Annotated in this window: 16 protein-coding genes; 11 read left to right on the plus strand and 5 right to left on the minus strand. The window is 54.2% G+C overall.

Annotated elements, in window-relative coordinates:
• Nucleotides 1–69: 69 nt before the first annotated feature.
• Complete coding sequence (gene pth, locus C1N58_RS09405) at nucleotides 70–657, plus strand: aminoacyl-tRNA hydrolase (RefSeq protein ID WP_033741051.1); 588 nt, start codon at nucleotides 70–72, stop codon at nucleotides 655–657.
• Between the two features lie 107 nt (nucleotides 658–764).
• Nucleotides 765–1856, plus strand: coding sequence for a redox-regulated ATPase YchF (ychF, locus tag C1N58_RS09410; RefSeq protein ID WP_033741049.1), 1092 nt, complete (start codon nucleotides 765–767; stop codon nucleotides 1854–1856).
• 300 nt (nucleotides 1857–2156) lie between these two features.
• Here the strand turns inward: ychF and C1N58_RS09415 are convergent, their stop codons facing one another.
• Entirely contained in the window at nucleotides 2157–4121 is a 1965-nt protein-coding gene (locus C1N58_RS09415) for a methyl-accepting chemotaxis protein (protein WP_162285605.1), read from the minus strand.
• A gap of 586 nt (nucleotides 4122–4707) precedes the next feature.
• Here C1N58_RS09415 and C1N58_RS09420 point away from each other — a divergent pair.
• Nucleotides 4708–6252, plus strand: a complete 1545-nt coding sequence (locus C1N58_RS09420) for a methyl-accepting chemotaxis protein (protein WP_039340722.1) — start codon at nucleotides 4708–4710, stop codon at nucleotides 6250–6252.
• Between the two features lie 308 nt (nucleotides 6253–6560).
• Here C1N58_RS09420 and C1N58_RS09425 read toward each other — a convergent pair whose 3' ends face one another.
• Nucleotides 6561–6875: an ArsR/SmtB family transcription factor gene (locus C1N58_RS09425; protein ID WP_006119667.1), complete on the minus strand. Its 315-nt coding sequence runs from the start codon at nucleotides 6873–6875 to the stop codon at nucleotides 6561–6563.
• 14 nt (nucleotides 6876–6889) lie between these two features.
• Nucleotides 6890–8008 carry an alkene reductase gene (locus C1N58_RS09430; protein WP_394564823.1) on the minus strand — a complete coding sequence of 373 codons (1119 nt, stop codon included), beginning with the start codon at nucleotides 8006–8008 and terminating at the stop codon, nucleotides 6890–6892.
• A gap of 687 nt (nucleotides 8009–8695) precedes the next feature.
• Here C1N58_RS09430 and C1N58_RS09435 point away from each other — a divergent pair.
• Both C1N58_RS09435 and C1N58_RS09440 read left to right on the plus strand, forming a co-directional pair.
• Complete coding sequence (locus C1N58_RS09435; protein WP_394564824.1) at nucleotides 8696–9247, plus strand: GNAT family N-acetyltransferase; 552 nt, start codon at nucleotides 8696–8698, stop codon at nucleotides 9245–9247.
• A 118-nt stretch (nucleotides 9248–9365) separates the two neighbouring features.
• Nucleotides 9366–10790: an alpha,alpha-trehalose-phosphate synthase (UDP-forming) gene (locus C1N58_RS09440; RefSeq protein ID WP_394564880.1), complete on the plus strand. Its 1425-nt coding sequence runs from the start codon at nucleotides 9366–9368 to the stop codon at nucleotides 10788–10790.
• 103 nt (nucleotides 10791–10893) lie between these two features.
• Here C1N58_RS09440 and C1N58_RS09445 read toward each other — a convergent pair whose 3' ends face one another.
• Entirely contained in the window at nucleotides 10894–11391 is a 498-nt protein-coding gene (locus C1N58_RS09445; RefSeq protein ID WP_205955235.1) for a glutathione peroxidase, read from the minus strand.
• 499 nt (nucleotides 11392–11890) lie between these two features.
• Here C1N58_RS09445 and ycgZ point away from each other — a divergent pair, with 499 nt between their 5' ends.
• The 6 genes from ycgZ (at nucleotide 11891) to C1N58_RS09475 (ending at nucleotide 16895) form a co-directional block, all read left to right on the plus strand.
• The gene (ycgZ, locus tag C1N58_RS09450) at nucleotides 11891–12124 is read left to right on the plus strand and encodes a regulatory protein YcgZ (protein ID WP_006119672.1); all 234 of its coding nucleotides are present in this window, start codon (nucleotides 11891–11893) and stop codon (nucleotides 12122–12124) included.
• 90 nt (nucleotides 12125–12214) lie between these two features.
• The gene (locus C1N58_RS09455; protein WP_039340736.1) at nucleotides 12215–12490 is read left to right on the plus strand and encodes a hypothetical protein; all 276 of its coding nucleotides are present in this window, start codon (nucleotides 12215–12217) and stop codon (nucleotides 12488–12490) included.
• Between the two features lie 816 nt (nucleotides 12491–13306).
• Nucleotides 13307–13567, plus strand: coding sequence for a hypothetical protein (locus C1N58_RS09460; protein WP_006119675.1), 261 nt, complete (start codon nucleotides 13307–13309; stop codon nucleotides 13565–13567).
• A 640-nt stretch (nucleotides 13568–14207) separates the two neighbouring features.
• Nucleotides 14208–15686 (plus strand): SulP family inorganic anion transporter, encoded by a 1479-nt coding sequence (locus tag C1N58_RS09465; RefSeq protein ID WP_058708732.1) that lies wholly within the window; start codon nucleotides 14208–14210, stop codon nucleotides 15684–15686.
• 160 nt (nucleotides 15687–15846) lie between these two features.
• Nucleotides 15847–16539, plus strand: coding sequence for a haloacid dehalogenase type II (locus C1N58_RS09470; protein WP_394564825.1), 693 nt, complete (start codon nucleotides 15847–15849; stop codon nucleotides 16537–16539).
• A gap of 107 nt (nucleotides 16540–16646) precedes the next feature.
• The gene (locus tag C1N58_RS09475; RefSeq protein ID WP_006119678.1) at nucleotides 16647–16895 is read left to right on the plus strand and encodes a DUF2543 family protein; all 249 of its coding nucleotides are present in this window, start codon (nucleotides 16647–16649) and stop codon (nucleotides 16893–16895) included.
• A 221-nt stretch (nucleotides 16896–17116) separates the two neighbouring features.
• On the opposite strand, the gene C1N58_RS09480 is transcribed toward C1N58_RS09475, so the two are convergent.
• Nucleotides 17117–18700, minus strand: coding sequence for an APC family permease (locus C1N58_RS09480; RefSeq protein WP_039340752.1), 1584 nt, complete (start codon nucleotides 18698–18700; stop codon nucleotides 17117–17119).
• Between the last annotated feature and the right edge of the window lie 36 nt (nucleotides 18701–18736).

Here is an 18736-nt window from a genome sequence, read left to right on the forward strand (position 1 = left end):
CACACTTTGTGATCCGTAGCCCGGCACAGTAAACTACTGCCCTTTGGTGATAACAGCAGGATATTCCTTGTGAGCAGCATTAAACTGATTGTCGGCCTGGCGAATCCCGGTGCGGAATATGCCGCCACGCGCCATAACGCGGGTGCGTGGTATCTGGATTTGCTGGCTGAGCGGCACAATCAGTCGTTAAAAGAAGAAGCCAAATTTTTCGGTTATACGGCGCGACTGGCGCTGGCGGGCGAAGATGTCCGACTGCTGGTGCCCACCACCTTTATGAACCTCAGCGGCAAAGCAGTCGCGGCGATGGCGACCTTCTACCGTATTGCGCCCGAAGAAATTTTAGTGGCGCACGATGAACTCGATCTGCCACCGGGCATTGCGAAATTCAAACAAGGCGGCGGTCACGGCGGTCATAACGGCCTGAAAGACATCATCAGCAAGCTGGGCAATAATAATAACTTTCATCGTCTGCGCATCGGCATCGGCCATCCCGGTGACCGCAACAAAGTGACCGGATTTGTGTTAGGCAAACCGCCCGCCAGCGAGCAAAAGCTGATCGATGACGCCATTGATGAAGCAGCGCGCTGCACCGAACTGTGGCTGAAGGAAGATCGCATTAAGGCAATGAACCGCCTGCATGCCTTTAAGCCTGTCTAATCGCCCCGATTGTCGCGAATCTGTGTATAATGCGCGAAAATTATCTTACGTTTCCGGCGGCGCCTGCGTCCAGGCGTTGCCCATCCAGCTATAAAGGGTATTAAACCATGGGATTCAAATGCGGTATCGTGGGCCTGCCAAATGTCGGTAAATCCACTCTGTTTAACGCGCTGACAAAAGCGGGTATTGAAGCGGCGAACTTCCCCTTCTGCACCATTGAACCCAACACGGGCGTTGTACCTATGCCTGACCTGCGTCTGGATCAGCTGTCCGAGATCGTCAAGCCACAGCGCGTGGTTCCGACTACCATGGAATTCGTCGATATCGCCGGTCTGGTAAAAGGTGCATCGAAAGGTGAAGGCCTGGGCAACCAGTTCCTGACCAATATCCGTGAAACCGAAGCGATCGGCCACGTGGTTCGCTGCTTTGAAAACGACAATATTATCCACGTGAATAATAAAGTCGATCCGGCTGATGATATCGAAACCATCAACACCGAGCTGGCGCTGGCGGATCTGGACACCTGTGAACGTGCACTGCAGCGCGTGCAGAAAAAAGCCAAAGGTGGCGATAAAGACGCGAAAGCGGAACAGGCGGCGCTGGAGAAATGTCTGCCTCATCTGGAAAACGCGGGCATGCTGCGCGCGCTGGATCTGACCGATGAGGACAAAGCCGCTCTGCGCTATCTGAGCTTCCTGACGCTCAAGCCCACGATGTACATTGCTAACGTCAACGAAGATGGCTTTGAAAACAACCCGTACCTGGATAAAGTGCGCGAAATCGCCGCCAAAGAAGGTTCTGTCGTTGTGCCAGTCTGTGCCTCTGTCGAATCTGATATCGCCGAACTGGAAGACGAAGATCGTGACGAGTTTATGGCCGAGCTGGGCATCGAAGAGCCAGGCCTGAACCGCGTGATTCGTGCCGGTTACGCACTGCTGAATCTGCAGACCTATTTCACCGCCGGCGTCAAAGAAGTACGCGCATGGACTATCCCTGTTGGCGCCACCGCCCCGCAGGCCGCCGGTAAAATCCATACCGACTTCGAGAAAGGCTTTATTCGCGCACAAACGATCGCGTTTGAAGACTTTATTACCTATAAGGGTGAGCAAGGCGCGAAAGAAGCGGGCAAGATGCGTTCAGAAGGCAAAGAGTACATCGTTAAAGATGGCGATGTGATGAATTTCTTGTTTAACGTCTAATCCACACGGTGAAGTGAACTGCACGTGAATGAATAAGGTTGTGAAAGCCACGCGAATGCGTGGCTTTTTCGTTTTAAAGCTTCACAGAACAGGTTTGAAAAAAGCCGCTAAAACATTGAGGATCAAACGCAACCCATGCTGAATTTTCCGTCTTGAAAATAAGGCGGCAAATAAGCAATCTGACGAGGTGTGATAAATAACAACAAGAAAGCCCGGGTTCACTTTGCCATTACCTTAGTTGTTATCCCTGCTTAACAGAGACTGGCGCAGGGCCTTCCTGGTCGCGGCGCCAGCAGTGACTTATCGTGACGAGGAAAGTGTCTGCAGCACTTTCAGCTCGGCGACCGCTTCCTGCATCGCATCCATACCTGCCGTTAAGGTGCGCAGATTATCCAGCTGTTTCGCCATCCCTGCCCGTTCATGGCGGCTTCGATCGCTCATGGCGGCAATCGCATCGGCAGCCTGGATACTGCGGTCTGCCATGTCCGTCGCGGTTTGTACCGTGTTTGTCGCGACATCGCGGATACGCGAGATCGTGTCGACCGCATCATTAATGTTGCTTGCGGTCGCTTCAGCCTGCTCTTTCGAGGATTGCGCCAGGCGCCGAACCTCCCCTGCCACAACGGCAAATCCTCTGCCAGCTTCCCCCGCGCGTGCAGCCTCGACAGCGGCATTGAGCGCCAGAATATTGGTCTGGAAAGCGATATTGCTGATGCCGTGCGTAATAACGTTGATACCGTTAGATATCGCTTCCAGATCGTCCAGCCCGTCCCCCAGGCGCCCTTGTGCCTGCTGGCTTTCTTTGGCGAGAGTGCTGATAGCGCGAATGCTGCTTTCGGCCATCGACAACGCTTCGCTCTGGCTCTGGGTTGCCGCCTCAAGCACCGGCAGCGCCTGAACGATAGGTGCCAACTCCTGCTGATAGTTCACCACGCGAGCCAGCACGCCCGACTGGACGCGGTTTAGCGCTTCCCAGCGACGTAACGCGCGCTGCGCATAGTGCGCGGCATAGCTGGCATATTCCACCGGAAATTGCGCCATGGCGTTTACGTTATGATTGAAGAATACCAGTGCAGACAAGGTCTGATTGATCGGTACGCCCAGAATTTCACCAAAGCTGGAGAACCCGGCAGCCGGAATGCCTTTAAAGAAATGCGCATCGTGCAGCTTATCGGGATTGCCCTGTCGGCGCAGTATGCAGTCATTCATCAGGACCGCCGCCGGTTTGCCGTGACGTTGCGTAAAGGCCTGCCAGTCCCGCAGCGTAGCCTGCTTAAAATCGGTTTCACGCATTAAGTAAAGCCGATCGCCAAATTCCAGATCGCAAAAAAACTGTACACTGTGGCTGTCCATCTTCGCTACAGAACGAATGAAATACGCGTCACCTACCTTCACCGCAAACGTTAAACCTTTCAGACGCTCCGTCAGCTGCTGTTCATTGCAGCCCAGATGTTCAGCCAGTGCCTGGGTGAAGGGCTGTTGCTGCCCCTGTGGGTTGAACACGGAAGTCAGGGTACGCTTAACCGGATCCGCCTCGGCAATCAGCCAGCTCTTGTTCAGTGGCTCGAAGTTCTGACTCTTAAAGGGTGAAAAGGACTTACCCGCCGCCATTTTGCAGAAAACAATAACGGCTTTCCCCTGCAGTACACGCCCGCCAGCGCCAATCCATGTCCCGTCAAAGGTGACGCGTCCACCGGCGGATCCGCCGATTGCCAGGCAGGGAAAGCGGCCCGTATTATACCAGGCCTGCATTAAAAACCCTTCCGATGCAGACAGGCCGTCACAGTAAATCATGGCAAAGGTACGGTCAGCAGAGAGCGGCATGCTCAGCCTCAACGCAGCCAGCTCATCCTGGATGGCACGAATGCGGTCCGTCGCCGTGTGGGTATCGTGAAGGTGCAGATCGACCACATGTGTTTCATGCTCTGCAATCAGGTTACGGGGTAACCAGAGCCAGCTGCCTTCCTGCCCGTCGCCTTTGCAGTACGTTGTTTGCTTGCCGCTGGCGCTGAGCGCTCCGTTAGAGGAGAGCGTAATGACGGTCAAATCTGTTGATGTAAAGCGTTGCCATGCCTGACTGACCTTATGAAAATCGGCCTCTGGCGGCACAAACGTCAGCAAAATACCCGCAGCACGACTGCTGAGGCCTGCTGCAGAGAGCGAAGTGGGTAAGCTTTCACAGTTAAAGATCCCGTTGGCGGGCTGAGATCCCCCCGCAAAACGTGAACCGGTTAAGCTTCTGGTCATTGTCTTGATGACAGACATATTGTTGTTTCCACTGTAATTAAAAGGAATGCACGTACTGGTGTCGTAAAAAAGCACACAAATGACTGAGTAGTAATCAGCTTTGACGCTTCAGGCTCAGCCCCAACATTGAGCTGAGCATGCGTTATCGACACAGGAGGCAATTGCTTCAACGATTACTGCGATTATTGTTATTGATGGGTCAGTGCTGGACAGGGCGACGGTTGCGACAGGCTGGTTCTCTGCATTTTCATTGGGATGCCCGCCCGCGGTTAAGATGCGCACAGAACCGACGCGCTCTTTCCGCCCGGACGCCTTCATGGCCAGCGCAGTGATCTGCCCTTCTGTTTAGTCATGCTAAAACCCGTCACGCCGTAAGACAGAGGGGAAGACGTGACTTTTTTACCGCGATTTACCGATGCTTTTATGACGGAAGGGATATAAGAAAAACCTATGAATAATGCGTCTTAACTCATTGACAAAATTTAATTTTTACAGAAATTACCATGACGTGTTTTCTTACATTTAATTGTCCTGGTTTCGATAAAGGTTGGTCTGTCTGTGCCGAAAGATCACCGTCCCCTTCTCCCTTTATCAGGATAGATTTATGAAGATCGCAACACGGCTCGGTTTGGGTTTTGGCACGTTAATCATTTTTTTCTCCCTGTGCATAGTGGTAGCCATTCATTCTTTATACCAGTCTAAAAACACCCTTGAAGCCATTGTTCAGGGTGATATGAAGAAAACAAAATTAATCACAGACCTGACACTTATTCAGCGTGATATGGCAATCACGGTAAGGAATCTGTCCTTATTTACAGATGAAAAAGGTCTTGAAGAGCAATCCGCTCGTCTTGAAAAATTAAAAGCCCGGTTTGTTGACAGCAGTTCTCAACTGGGCCAGATGATTGACCAGTCGGGCAGTAACGAGGAAAAAAAAGCGTTTGAGGCAATAGAAAAGAGTCAAAAAAATGCCCTGGACTCCTTCAGTAATACTGTTCCTCTGGCATTGGGGAAAAATAACGCAGCAACAGTGAAATTTCTTCTTGATACCGTCAGACCAGCCCAGAACCCCCTGATTGACGGACTCACCTCAATGGGCGAAGTGCTCACTCAGCGCTCTGATAATGCCGTCAGTCAGAACAGTAAGACAACGGAGCAGGCCTATATTATTTTGCTGGTTCTGCTGGGCATTGCGGTCATTTTGGGCTTGCTGACGGGAAGTTACCTGATTCGCAAGATTATGCGTGAACTCGGCGGTGAGCCGGTTACAGCGCAACGGCTCGCTTACGCTATTTCACAAGGGAATCTGACCTCAACGGTTCAACTGCGAAAAAATGATGACCGCAGCCTCATGGCGTCTCTCGACGCGATGCAAGCCAGACTGCGCGGGATCGTGTTGCAGATTAAAGACGCCTCCGCGTCCGTTGCGCTGGCGGCCGATGAAATCGACCGGGGAAATACAGAACTCTCATCACGAACCGAGCAGCAGGCTGCCGCGCTGCAGCAGACCGCCGCCAGCATGGAGCAGCTCACCAGCACGGTGAAGAGCAACACAGCCGGTGCGCAGCAGACCGCTGAATCTGCCCGGGCAACAGCACAGACCGTTAACGCCGACAAGTCCAAGGTCAGCCACATGACCGATACCATGCACAACATCCATGAGAGCGCAGTCAAGGTCCGTGATATTACGTCCGTGATTGAAAGCATCGCTTTTCAGACCAACATCCTGGCGTTGAATGCCGCCGTGGAAGCCGCGCGTGCAGGTGAAGATGGTCGCGGATTCGCCGTCGTGGCTGGTGAGGTGCGGACACTTGCCCAGCGTAGTGCCACGGCCGCGAAAGACATCAAGCGTCTGATTGAACAGGCCGTCGCACACGTTGACAGCGGCGTAGAAATTGCCGCGCTAACCGGGCAGAGCGTCCTGAAGGTCATGAGTATGGTCAGCGACCTGGCTGAAGGGATGGACTCGATTGCCCGGGCCTCTTCTGAACAGCTGCAGGGAATTTCAGAAGTCAGCGTGGCAGTGAATCAGATGGACGGCGTCACACAGAATAACGCGGCGCTGGTCCAGGAATCGTCAATGGCCTCCCGTTCGCTGTCTGAACAGGCCCAAACATTACGACAGATTGTTGGGTCGTTTAGCGTCTGAACATTCAGGTAACGCCGGCGTTCCAGGCTTCATCAGGAAGGTACAGGGGCAATCACATCCGTCTGTCGCAGGTCCACAGGCTGTGGTATCTGCGACAAATTCCGGCGCGTGTTGCGAAGGGATGGCGCTTTGTATCGTGACTTATTCAGGCTGCCCTAAACGTCGCAACGGTAAAAGAGAGTGGCGCTCATGCGCCCTCTCTTCCTCGCCAGCGAAATGCGTGAGCCTGGCGCTGATTTTCATGCATGTCCTGATGTGCCACAACGCAGCGTTAACGGACGTCCGTATGACTGTCGTTGACAAGCCGCCTACAGATCCTGCAGGGCCTGGATAATTGACGTATTCATCTCGTGAACCGCCTCTTCACGCCGGCGATAGTATGTCCATTTACCGACCTTGCTTGCCTCAAGCAGGCCGGCATCATGCAGCGCTTTCAGACATAACGAGGTGGCGGGCTGTGAGAGGCCCGCTTTGTCCTGAATAAGACTGGCACAGACACCGTACTGATCGAAGGGATACAGCTGAGAATAGTCAGCAAAGGCTTCGTCAGGGCGTTTAAGCCATTTGAGCACCGCAACCCGTGTCGGGTTAGCCAGTAATTTAATGGCATTTTCAGGTGTCATGCCGTCTCAGAACCTCAAGCAGAATAGAAAGTGTAGTCAGTATAGCCTTTCTCACTTCCACCATACAGTGAGGCAGGATCCGCGTTGTTCAGCGGGTAGCCCATTTTGAAACGCGCCGGTAAATCCGGGTTAGCGATAAACGTGCGCCCGAAGCCAAACAGATCGCCCCATCCCTTTTCCAGCATACGTTCGGCCTTTTCCCTGGTATAACGTCCGGAATACATGATGGGGGAACGGAAGGTTTCACGCAGCGCAATACGGAAGCTTTCGGGCATCTCCGGACTGTTGTCCCAGTCCGCTTCGGCGATAGACAGATAGCCAGTTTCAAGCTCGTTTAGCATCTGCGCAGCACGAATGTAGGTAGCATGCGGATCGCGTTCAACCAGCCCCAGATAAACGCGTTCTTCCTCTGTGCTTGAGAACAATGGCGCGAAACGTACGCCGACACGGTGACTGCCAAATACCGCACTCACCGCTTCGGTGACTTCACGCAGAAAGCGCAGGCGGTTATCAAGGGAGCCGCCATATTCATCGGTACGGAAATTGGTGTGTTCAGAAATAAACTGATTGATCAGATAACCGTTGGCGGCATGCAGCTCGACACCGTCAAAACCGGCTTTTTTCGCGTTCTCTGCTGCCGTGCGGTACATCGCCACAATCGCTTTGACTTCCGATGTGGTCAGTTCGCGCGGCATGCTGGGTTCCGTCAGCATACCGGCACCTGGTCCGGTTTCAATAAAGACCCGTACGCCGCTGGCGGCAACGGCGGAAGGAGCAACAGGCGGCTGTTTACCGGGCTGCAACGCATTGTGCGATACGCGGCCCACGTGCCAGAGCTGGCAAAAGAGCGTTCCGCCCTCTGCATGCACAGCGTCGGTGACGTTTCGCCATCCCGCAATTTGTGCGTCGCTGTGAATGCCAGGCGTCCAGGCATAGCCCTGCCCGCGCGGTTCAATTTGCGTACCTTCGGTAATCATGAAGCCCGCGCTGGCACGCTGGCGATAGTACTCCACCATCATCGTGCCGGGAATGTTGCCCGGCTGCTCGCTACGGCAACGGGTCAGGGGTGGAAGCGCAATGCGGTTACGCAACGTGAGATCACCCAGCGTCAGGGGCGTGAAAAGAGACGACATAATTAACATCCTTAAAAAGAAACAGGGCCGGCATTATATTTACACATTTAAATTTGTAAATATGTAATGTGTGCGGTTATCTCCCGTTGTCATGATGACTCTGCCAGATTGCCTTCACCGCGCCCTTCACCTAAGCGTTACCGTTATCCTCACGGCGGAACGACCGGGCTGATGGTGGCTGTTTCGGCTTTTTTGCGGCAAAAATCAGCATCACTCCGCCGGTAGGAAAATCCCTCACTGCCCTTTATCAGCGCAGTATGAACGCGTGCAGCAGCCTGGATGATGAACGCAGCAAAACAATGGCAGATCGGCGCATAAAGCAGAAGATAGCCGCTTTATACCCTGTTAAATCGTCAGAACCGGTCACCTGAAACGCGACCTGCGGTACAGCTCGGGCAGAGACGAAGGCGAGTCGCCTTCACATAACATTGCTTGTCTGTCCCGTCCTCAGCGTATGCATGCCGCCCTTTTCAGGAGAGAGGACAGGGATATATCAGGCTGGGGATACGATGGCACGTAATCTTTGCGCCACGGGGGCTTCTTCACTGGCACAGGCCCCCATGTCTTCGCCCTTTCCTTTGCACCCTTTTTACACCGCACCCGATCTTTTTTACGCCACTTTTACACGCCGGGCGCTTAAATCAACGGCACCGGGCGCTGAGGCGTCCATGTAAAAGGAAACCGTTGATGAAATGTGTGAATGCGGCCTCTTTCCTGCCGGTTTGTGGTGATGCCGTGATCGCGGATCTTGCCGAGCAACAGCGGCTGCGCCTGCTTTCTCCCCGTAAATGGTTCAGAGAGACGATGGAGGTCAACACCGATCCGGCCATGCTCAACCCGCGGCTGATTGCCCAGTGGCTGGGTTCGGCTATTCCCGATGCACGTCTGATGACGCTGGCGTTAAACAGCAGTCTTTGCTTTGGCCTCTATCGTCATACCCGGCAGATCGGTTTTGCGCGGGTCGTTACCGATATGGCCGAAACCTGGGTTATACAGGACCTGTTTATCTCGCCAGAGTATCGCTATATCGGGCTGGGATCCTGGCTGCTCCACTGCTGTCTGACCCACCCTGGCGCCAGTGGCTGTCATCGCATTATTGCGCTGAGCGACAGTAACCAGGACTTTCTTGAACGCAACGGATTCATTTGCCATGCCTCGCTGCCGGGTCTTTATCTCAGGGCGGTTGCGCCTTACGGCCTGAGCGATTCCTTGAGCGCTGACCGCGCCCACCACCATTAAGCGGACAGGACGCTTTGCCATGTGTGGCCTGCTGCAGTTTTTCATCCGACCTCAACCCGATAACGGCTGGACACCGGGCACGGCAACTGATGCCCTGCCCGCCCATAAGGAAAACACCATGTCAGGTTTTATCCTGGTATCACATAATCATTCACAACGTTCCACACTGTCTGCAATTTATGAAGGCCTGCTTTCCCGCCACGGCGGACTCTGGATAAGCTGGGATGGTGAGACGACGGTGCTGCCTTCTGATGCACCAAGACCGCTGAGCATTCAGCAGAAAGGCCCTTATGAAACGCTGACCTTTCCTCTGTCTTCCGCCGAAGTGAAAGAGGGTTATCACCACTATGTTCATCAGGGATTGTGGCCGGTTTTCCACCAGCGTCCGGATTTGGCCCGCTTTTCTGCTGACGGCTATCGGGAATACAAAAAGATTAACGAAGCCTATGCGCGGGTCATCTGTGATAACGCTATGCCCGAAGACACCATCTGGATACAGGATTACCATCTGCTGGGCTGCGCCCATTACCTTCGTGAGGCCGGACTGACTAATCCTGTGGGCTTTTTCCTGCACCAGCCCTTTCCCTCAGGCACGATGTTTGAGGCGATACCCGACTGGCGCTGGCTCACACAGTCGCTGCTGTGCTGTGATTTGCTCGGCTTTCAGACCGTTCAGGACCTGAACAACTTTATCGTCTGGCTGGAAAGCGAATTCCGCACCGAGCGCCTGAGCGTAGACAGCGTTCGCGTGCAGGGGCGGATTGTAAAGCTCGGCGTCTTTCCTGTCGGGATCGATCTGGATGATGTGCGCTGCCTGCGTGACAGCAACAGCTGTGCGTTTATGGAAATGCAGTGTCGTGAAAGCTTACCGGAAAACACCGTTCTGAGCGGCGGTCATCTTGATGAAAGCGCCGGACTGCCTTACCGCATCAGCGCGGTAGAAGTGTTACTGCGCAAACATGCCGTCTATCAAAAAAATATTACCCTGCTGCAACTGGCCCCGCCTGCTGCGGGCTACGCGGACCGGGCAGCGGCTGTCACGCACACGTTAGAAACCCTGTGCGGAGAATGTAATGGCGTGCATGGCATGATGAACTGGTATCCCGTGAATTGCCTGACGCATGCCTACAGCCGTGAGGAGCAGGCGGGTATTTATCGTGCCTCACGCGTCGCGCTGGTCACGCCCCTGATGTCAGGCATGAGTCTGATGGCGAAGATGTATGTGGCCCTGCAGGATCCGGAAAACCCGGGTGTGTTGCTCCTGTCACAGTTCGCGGGCGCGGCGGAGCAGATGGACGGCGCGCTTATCGTCAATCCCTACGATCCGGATGCCATGGCCGATGCCATTCACAGTGCTCTGCTGATGCCGCTGCGTGAACGGCGACACCTGCACGCGCGCCTGATGAAGGGGTTACATCTGCATGACAGCCATCACTGGGCAGAGGCATTTCTGTCTGTGCTGGGCGGCATGCCGGTCCTTCCGGGCCCGGTTATGGCAGCCGCGCCCGCGTTGCGTCTGAGCAGCAGCCGGGTGCGCTACTGAGGTGACAGGCAAACGCTGCGCCAGTCAGCCTCCTGGCGCCGGTTGCGGCACGGCAGACAACCTGACAGGGTCGCTGTCCTTTGCTGGCACTCAGATCAACGCTTCAAATCACAGCCGCTGTGCTTTCCAGCGCGGCAACAATCGCAGCTTCCATTTTTTCAGGAGAAGTGATGGGGGCAAATCGTCTGAGCGGTTTACCATCACGCGCGATCAGAAACTTAGTGAAATTCCACTTAATCCGTCCACCCAGCACACCAGGCAATGCCTGTTTCAGGAAACGAAACACCGGGTGCGCTGCGGCGCCGTTGACCTCGACTTTCTCGAACATCGGGAAGCTCACGCCATAGTTAATATGGCAGGTCTGTGCGATATCGTCGGCATTACCGGGTTCCTGCCTGCCGAACTGGTTGCAGGGAAAGCCCAGTACCACCAGCCCCTGATCGACATACTTTTTGTAAAGCGCTTCCAGGCCTGCATATTGGGGCGTGAAGCCACAATGACTGGCGGTATTCACCACCAACACCACCTTGCCAGCGTAGTCGGCCATCGTAATGCGCTCGCCATGTAAACGGGTAGCACTGAGTTGATAAAAGGCCGTCATAGTGTAATCCTCAGAGAAAAAACATTTACCGCCAGGACTGGCGCGCCGTACATAACAACACAGGGGCCCGGCAAGCCGACTTTTGATCGGCGGCGAAGGCGCTGGCAACAGGATGTGACCCGGCCAACCCGTTTTATGGCACACCCTCTTCGCGCTTAGCCAGGGATAACACTGGCCAGGGTATTTAAAAAGACGTGGCCAAAGCATAACAGAGAAATACGCCTGTCATTAAACCAGCGATGTACAGCGGAACGATGTCGCGTTAAGAAGAAAAAAGGCCCGGCCCCCATGTTTACAGGCGTTTGTTGACTGTCCCATCAGAGCGGCTGTCTGGCTCATCCTGTCCGTTTCTCCCAACGTCATTGGGCGATCAGTTACTTTGAAACCTGATGATTTGACCTCTAAAAATCAGAACCCAAAATAAACCTGTACAATGACTGATTTGTTGTATAACTTAGATCTATACACTCAGCATAATAACTGTACAATGGAGAAACTTATGCAACACAGACTGCCCGTAACTGGCGTAAGTAAAGATGTTTCATCCTTCTTCAGCCGCGCATCACTGCCCTCTCAGCAGGAAACGTTGGGCGTTGTTGTGGTTGAAATACTCAGAGCAGGTCGTACGCTGAACCGCAAAGCGCTTTGCAAGTCGCTCATTGAACGTATGAGCCATGTTTCTTCTCCTCAGGAAGAAGAACACCTGCAGGAACTGTTGCGCCTTCTGTTCTGATACTGGCTGGAACCTTCTGAAAGGGACTTTGCGGCACAGTGGCTGATATACACGACAGCCGGGCAGGCAAAACTTATTCAGAGAGTAATAATGACATACAGTAAAGATGAAAAACTCCGTGACACACTCATTGGAGAGGCTGCCCTGGCATCCCTTGAGGATCAGGGCAGCGTCACATTCAAGAGCGTGCTGGAAAATCTTGATGCCATCATGCGTTCTTCTGACAGCGAAGAGAAAAGCCGCGCAGTAAGCATGGCCATCAGTGAAATTAAAGCCGATATGGCCGCCCGTCGCTCTCCTGATGACAGGGACGATGATCATGCCGCCCATCTGTCACAAGATGCCGATGAAACCTCACGGAACTGATCGTGTCTCAGCGTTATACACGTCTGTCAAAGCAAGTCATTTACGATTAACGACACAAGCAGGCTGTCTGTTTGGGGATGAAAACAGCGTTGAAGCGCTATCCCTGCCAGGCAAGGCTTTCTGGAAGACAAAACGTTTCGTATTACCGTGACCAGAACGACACCAGAGAGAGTAAGGCCCGATATTCTGCGCACGTAGCTTACGGCGACAGGCCCGACTGCGACGCAGATAAGAAGATGCCTGACGTGAAGCGGATATTAATGCATCTTTTTCATAAGCCGGATAATGAGTTCACCGCAGTCCGCGCGCGTTTTTGCCTCTACGCTATGTTCACTCATCGTCTGCAAAGCCCTCGTCAGGTCTTCAGGCATGACAGTGCCCTCCCGTCTCAGGAGCTGGCTGACGGTTCTGCCTACCAGAGCAAGCACCTCTTGTGAAATATCGTGCTCATTGTTTTTCAATCGTCCTCCCGGCAGGTGTATAAACATACAGTTTATCACTTTTCACCCCACCACCCAACCCTGGCTCTTTCTTGCGCTTTCAGGTTAAGACAGTGCAAATGAAACTGAACACCCGAAGAGATTACGCTAACCGTAATAACTTTAAATGAAAAAGATTTTCTCCCTTCCGGTCGCAGTGCCATTATGTTCCCTTTAACGCACGAATAACAGACCTGGCTTGGGTTACGCGTACCTGTTTCTGAGCGCATCAGGACAGAACAGAGTAAGTGCTGAATATTTTAAGCAGGCATTATCTGCGGGGACGACTACAGTCAGTGGTGAGGTTGTCATAAATCGTACTTATGGAGGATTGACCGTGTTACTTCAAGACGACGAGAAAGGCCACGTCATTATTGGCGAAGCAGCATTGCACCTGGCGCTGGCTGACAGGGAAATAAACATTACTTCTCTGATGAATGAACTGAGACGCATGGCAACAGACAATTGCAGCGACGATCGCCTGAGTAAAATCCTGGAAGCCAGAACATGGCTAAGAGCATTTTTAACGCCCGGTCTCGTAAAGCAGCCAGTGCCCTACCTGCAGACACTTGCAGGCCTGAACGAAGAAAAGAAATAACGCCAATGGACGTAGTCCGGCCCCGGCCGGAAGACGACGATACGAGATAACCTCATCGGTCTCGCGCGAGCGTGTACCGGCCGGAGATACTGTCAGGGACGACACTTCACGGCATGTTGCGAATAACCACGGTGTTGTCTTTTGCTCCTCGTGCGGTCAAAACACGTTCTGTAAACGAAACGATCGCGTCAAACACGCGGATACAGCCGGCTGACGACGCGCGGCGCTTTCTTTCAAGTACGACCGCCCCCTTTCCTCACTGTGTTCCCCTGACACTCACTTTCGGGTTGACTTTGCAGCCTGTCAGAAATATGCAGGACGATTTAACGTTGACCTGCGTGTCGTTTTGTTTATAGTGAGTCGCTGTTCTGCTCAGGAAAGCACCATTTTGCCCCCTGACAGGCATCGCCGTCTGCCCCGGACATCGCGTCCGGGCAGGAATGTCCTTCCTTAAAGCCCCTTATGGCCGTAAAGGAGAATTACCATCATGCGTCTTACGCCACCCTGAGTTTTCCCCCTTCCCTGGCGCACCGGCTTAACCGATCGCGCACGCAATAACATCCCGACTGCGGATGTGCTTTTGCATCACTAAATTTTGCCCGCATGGGCTTACTTTCATCTAAAAAACTGAGAAATCAATATGTTGCTGTCCTCGACGCGTAAGGACTGGCTGGGTAACGTCCGGGGTGACGTCCTTGCCGGTATTGTGGTCGCGCTCGCCCTTATTCCAGAAGCGATCGCCTTTTCGATTATTGCTGGCGTAGATCCCCAGGTCGGACTCTACTCCGCGTTCTGTATTCCCTTCGTTATGGCCTTTCTCGGTGGCCGACCGGCGATGATTTCGTCGGCCACCGGTGCGATGGCGCTGCTGATGGTCACGCTGGTTAAAGAGCACGGCTTGCAGTATCTGCTGGCGACCTCCGTGCTGACCGGCCTTCTGCAGTTGCTGGCAGGCTATCTCAGGTTAGGCAGTCTGATGCGCTACGTTTCCCGCTCGGTGGTGACCGGCTTCGTCAACGCGCTGGCCATCCTGATATTTATGGCCCAGTTGCCGGAACTGACTCATGTGAGCTGGCAGGTTTATGCCCTGACCGCTGCCGGGCTCGGCATCATTTATCTTTTCCCGCGGATCACCAAAGCCATCCCTTCCCCCCTGGTCTGCATTATTGTTCTGACTGCAATCTCTGTATGGCTCCATCTGGATGTGCGCACCGTCGGCGATATGGGCAGGCTGCCCGACAGCCTGCCCGTGTTTCTGATCCCGGACATTCCGCTGAATCTGCACACCTTGCTGATCATCTTGCCTTACGCCGCAGGCCTGGCTGTGGTGGGATTGCTGGAGTCGATGATGACCGCCACCATCGTGGATGACATGACCGATACAGGCAGCGATAAAAACCGCGAGTGCAAAGCGCAAGGGATCGCCAACATCTGTACCGCCTTTATTGGCGGTATGGCGGGCTGCGCCATGATTGGTCAGTCGGTGATTAACGTGAAGTCGGGCGGCCGGGGACGGTTGTCCACCCTGACGGCGGGCGTGGTGTTACTGCTGATGGTGGTCTTTCTGCGCCAGTGGGTATCTCAGATCCCGATGGCAGCCCTGGTCGCCGTGATGATTATGGTATCTGTAGGAACCTTCTCCTGGCAGTCGATTGCCAACCTGCGCACCCATCCCATGTCCACCAGCGTGGTGATGCTGGCCACCGTCGTCGTTGTGGTCGCCACTCACAACCTGGCGCTGGGTGTGCTGATCGGCGTACTGATTGCCTCGCTGAACTTTGCCACTAAAGTGGCGCGCTTTATGGCGGTGTCCTCTGAGCGGCAAGGCAACACACGAATTTATACCGTGACGGGCCAGGTCTTTTTTGCCTCGTCCGATCGCTTCACCCGCCATTTTGACGTCAGCGAGGAGGTGGAACGCGTCATTATTGATGTCACCCATGCACATTTCTGGGACATCACGTCAGTGAGCGCACTGGACCGCATCGTGATCAAGTTCCGGCGGGAAGGCACGGAGGTCGGGCTGCGGGGAATGAATGCGGCAACGCAAACTTTGGTTGACCGCTTCGGCGTGCATGACAAACCTGACGAGGTTGAAAGACTGATGAACGGTCACTGAGAAACAGGGCTGGGGCTGTTTGTCCCAGCCACTGGATGCGTGGCCAGACGCGCCACGCTTTCCCGCAGTTGAGTGTTTCGGATGGGCCTTCTACGCTTAAGCCTGACCAGATGGGCGTTACTGTACCGTCTGTTTATATTCAACGGTTAACGGAGGTCAAATGACAGACACGACTGTCACCCGTAAAGATACCCACACGCTTTTTTTTGATGTCAATGAAACCCTCCTGGATACCGCGCCGTTAAAAGCCTGTGTGGTGCGTCGCCTGGGCAATAAACCCGAACGCGCAGAAGCCTGGTTCACTTCGCTGCTGCATTACTCGCTGGTGGAATCCGTCACAGGCAGCTGGCACAGCTTTGGTGATATCGCAGAAGCCGTGCTGCAGATGACCGCCGAACGCTATGGGATCACGCCTTTACCTGACACTACTTCGCTGGCTGACGCCTTATCGGCCATGCCGGCTTTTCCTGACGTTGCTGAGGGTTTATCCGCATTAAAATCGCACGGCCTGACGCTGGTGGCGTTGACGAACTCGTCACAGGCACTGGCTGAAAAACAACTCAGTCAGGCGGGGCTAAGCTCTTTTTTCAGCCGGGTGCTCAGCGTCGAGTCATTACAGGTCTATAAGCCGGATTTGCGCGTTTATCGCTGGGCAATGGATGAAATGAAACAGCCAGCCACATCATGCATGATGGTAGCCGCGCACGGCTGGGATGTCGGCGGTGCGAAGCGCGCGGGGATGAAAACCGCCTTTATCGCGCGGCCGGGACAAACGCCTTTCCCGTTGGCGCCTGAACCCGATGTGATCGTCAGGGATATTGGCGCGCTTGCCGCTGTGTTCACTCACCGGTGAAACAGAACCTGCCCCGCGGTAACGACAGCCCGCAGGGCAGAAAAACCCACGCAACCCTGCTATGATCGCCGCCTGTGAGCAGTAAGCACTTTCCCTGAGGACCTGATATGACCCCTGATGTTCCACTCAAGTATTATGACATTGCTGAAGAATACGCGGCAGAAACAGCAACGCCGGTCAGCGAGTCAGAACATGATGCGCTGGCGCACTACTTCCAGTTACTGATTACCCGGCTGATGAATAACGAAGCGATCAGCGAAGACGCGCAGCAGGAGATGGCCGCCGAGGCAGGCATTGATGCGGCGCGTATTGACGAGATCGCCACCTTTCTGAATCAATGGGGCAATGAGGACTAATGTCGATAACTGATGCACGTCCGTGCATCAGTTTTATGGGCTGCCTGTCCGCTTTCTGTTTCTTTTAATATATGGGCTCAAAAAAAAGGATTTTTCACACTCAGCAGGAGCAAGAGGAACGGCACAATGCCTGATGTGGGCGGTCAAAAAAGTGAATGTCACAACGGAGCGCCGTCATGAGAAACTGCACCTGTGCCGGGCACAGGCGCAGACGATAAACGCTAGGACGCGTGTTTGCCGAAGGATACCGACTCCTCCTCCTCATTGGTAATATTAGGTTTCGCCAGGCTGGCGCTCACGCCCCAAAAGTAGCAGACCAGGGAGGCGACAATGATAAGAATCATGTCGAATGGCGTGCTAATCACGCCGCTCCCGCCGTAGGTACCGAGCATGGAAATCACCATCACCACAATGTAGTAAGCCAGCAGCCACCAGGCGCAACGCAGATCCTGACTGAATTCGCTGTTCTTCTTACCAAAGACGGCGTAAGCGACCCAGGCAATAATCAGGATCGGGATAAGAATCTCATTGACCGACCAGCCGCTCCAGTAAATCAGGAGCGTACTGGCTACAAACGCCAGCGGACTGAGCAGCCCGGCTATCGGCAGGCGAAACGGGCGCTGCATGTCCGGCAGGTGACGACGAAATGCGCCCAGCGTGATCGGGCCCGGCATATAGGTAAAGACGGTGGCCGAGGTGACCGCACCGATTAATCCGCCCCAGACCTGAAACTCAGAAGGCAGCGTCCAGGCGATGGCCAGCAGCAGCGATAACCACAATGCGCCGCGTGGTACGCCCGATTTTGCATCCACTTCACCAAACACTTTAAACAGATGACCGTTACGCGCCCAGGCAAACAGCACGCGCGCAGCCCCCGCCAGATAGATGTTGCCGGTTCCGGCCGGAGAAATCACGGCGTCGATAAGAATCAGGTTAATCAGCCAGGTCAGTCCCAGGCTGCGCGCTAAATCGGCATAGGGCGACTGGAACACCTGCTTCAGCCCGGCCCAGCCATGTTGTGACAGTAAATCGGCCGGCACCGCGCCCATAAAGGCATACTGCAGGGCCAGGTAAATCACGAAGCTGACGGCAATGGCAATACCAATCGCCAGCGGTACGTTGCGCTGTGGGTTTTTGGCTTCACTCGCAAAATCCACGGCCTGGCGAAAACCAAGATAGGCAAAGACAATCCCTGCCCCCGTCAGCGAGCTAAAAACACCATGCGCCCCGCCCGGCGGTGCTGGCGGAACGTCAAGATTCGGCGCATGAAAGTAAAGCAGGAGCGTAATGATGGTCAGTACCGGCACGATAAATTTGAAGGTGGTAACAATGGTATTCACACGACCAAAAAAACTCACGCTCCAGTAGTTAAGCAGGAAAAATACCACCAGCAGCCCAATCTGCACCACAAACCCTAATCCCGTTGGGCTGCCGTCCGTATGCCCCAGGGCAGGCCACCAGTAAATCGCGTACTGACGAACGGCCTCCACTTCCACTCCGGCGGTGCTGGTATACGCCAGCAGAGAACTGACACCAATGACAAAGCCGACGATATTGCCGTGCGAATAGTTAGGATAGCGCACAAAACCGCCTGCGCGCGGCAACGCCGAGGAGAGCTCGGCGTAAACCAGGCCAATCATCAGCACAATCACCGCACCCAGCACCCAGGCCCAGCCGGTATGGCTGCCTGCATAACCGGAGCTGTTAAGGGCGGCATACAGCCAGCCCGACCCGATCATGGAGCCGATGCCCAGTAACGACAGATCGACCAATCCTAATTTCTTTTTAAGTCCCGTGGACGCCATAATATGCCCCTGTATGATTTTGATTTTTAGATGTTG

It is taken from the genome of Pantoea sp. SGAir0180 (assembly GCF_043546245.1).

Excerpts from the sequence above, each read along its gene's own strand:
- ychF (WP_033741049.1), top strand. The coding sequence starts at position 765 with ATGGGATTCAAATGCGGTATCGTGGGCCTGCCAAATGTCGGTAAATCC.
- C1N58_RS09415 (WP_162285605.1), bottom strand. The coding sequence starts at position 4,121 with ATGTCTGTCATCAAGACAATGACCAGAAGCTTAACCGGTTCACGTTTT.
- C1N58_RS09420 (WP_039340722.1), top strand. The coding sequence starts at position 4,708 with ATGAAGATCGCAACACGGCTCGGTTTGGGTTTTGGCACGTTAATCATT.
- C1N58_RS09425 (WP_006119667.1), bottom strand. The coding sequence starts at position 6,875 with ATGACACCTGAAAATGCCATTAAATTACTGGCTAACCCGACACGGGTT.
- C1N58_RS09430 (WP_394564823.1), bottom strand. The coding sequence starts at position 8,008 with ATGTCGTCTCTTTTCACGCCCCTGACGCTGGGTGATCTCACGTTGCGT.
- C1N58_RS09435 (WP_394564824.1), top strand. The coding sequence starts at position 8,696 with ATGAAATGTGTGAATGCGGCCTCTTTCCTGCCGGTTTGTGGTGATGCC.
- C1N58_RS09440 (WP_394564880.1), top strand. The coding sequence starts at position 9,366 with ATGTCAGGTTTTATCCTGGTATCACATAATCATTCACAACGTTCCACA.
- C1N58_RS09445 (WP_205955235.1), bottom strand. The coding sequence starts at position 11,391 with ATGACGGCCTTTTATCAACTCAGTGCTACCCGTTTACATGGCGAGCGC.
- ycgZ (WP_006119672.1), top strand. The coding sequence starts at position 11,891 with ATGCAACACAGACTGCCCGTAACTGGCGTAAGTAAAGATGTTTCATCC.
- C1N58_RS09455 (WP_039340736.1), top strand. The coding sequence starts at position 12,215 with ATGACATACAGTAAAGATGAAAAACTCCGTGACACACTCATTGGAGAG.
- C1N58_RS09465 (WP_058708732.1), top strand. The coding sequence starts at position 14,208 with ATGTTGCTGTCCTCGACGCGTAAGGACTGGCTGGGTAACGTCCGGGGT.
- C1N58_RS09470 (WP_394564825.1), top strand. The coding sequence starts at position 15,847 with ATGACAGACACGACTGTCACCCGTAAAGATACCCACACGCTTTTTTTT.
- C1N58_RS09475 (WP_006119678.1), top strand. The coding sequence starts at position 16,647 with ATGACCCCTGATGTTCCACTCAAGTATTATGACATTGCTGAAGAATAC.
- C1N58_RS09480 (WP_039340752.1), bottom strand. The coding sequence starts at position 18,700 with ATGGCGTCCACGGGACTTAAAAAGAAATTAGGATTGGTCGATCTGTCG.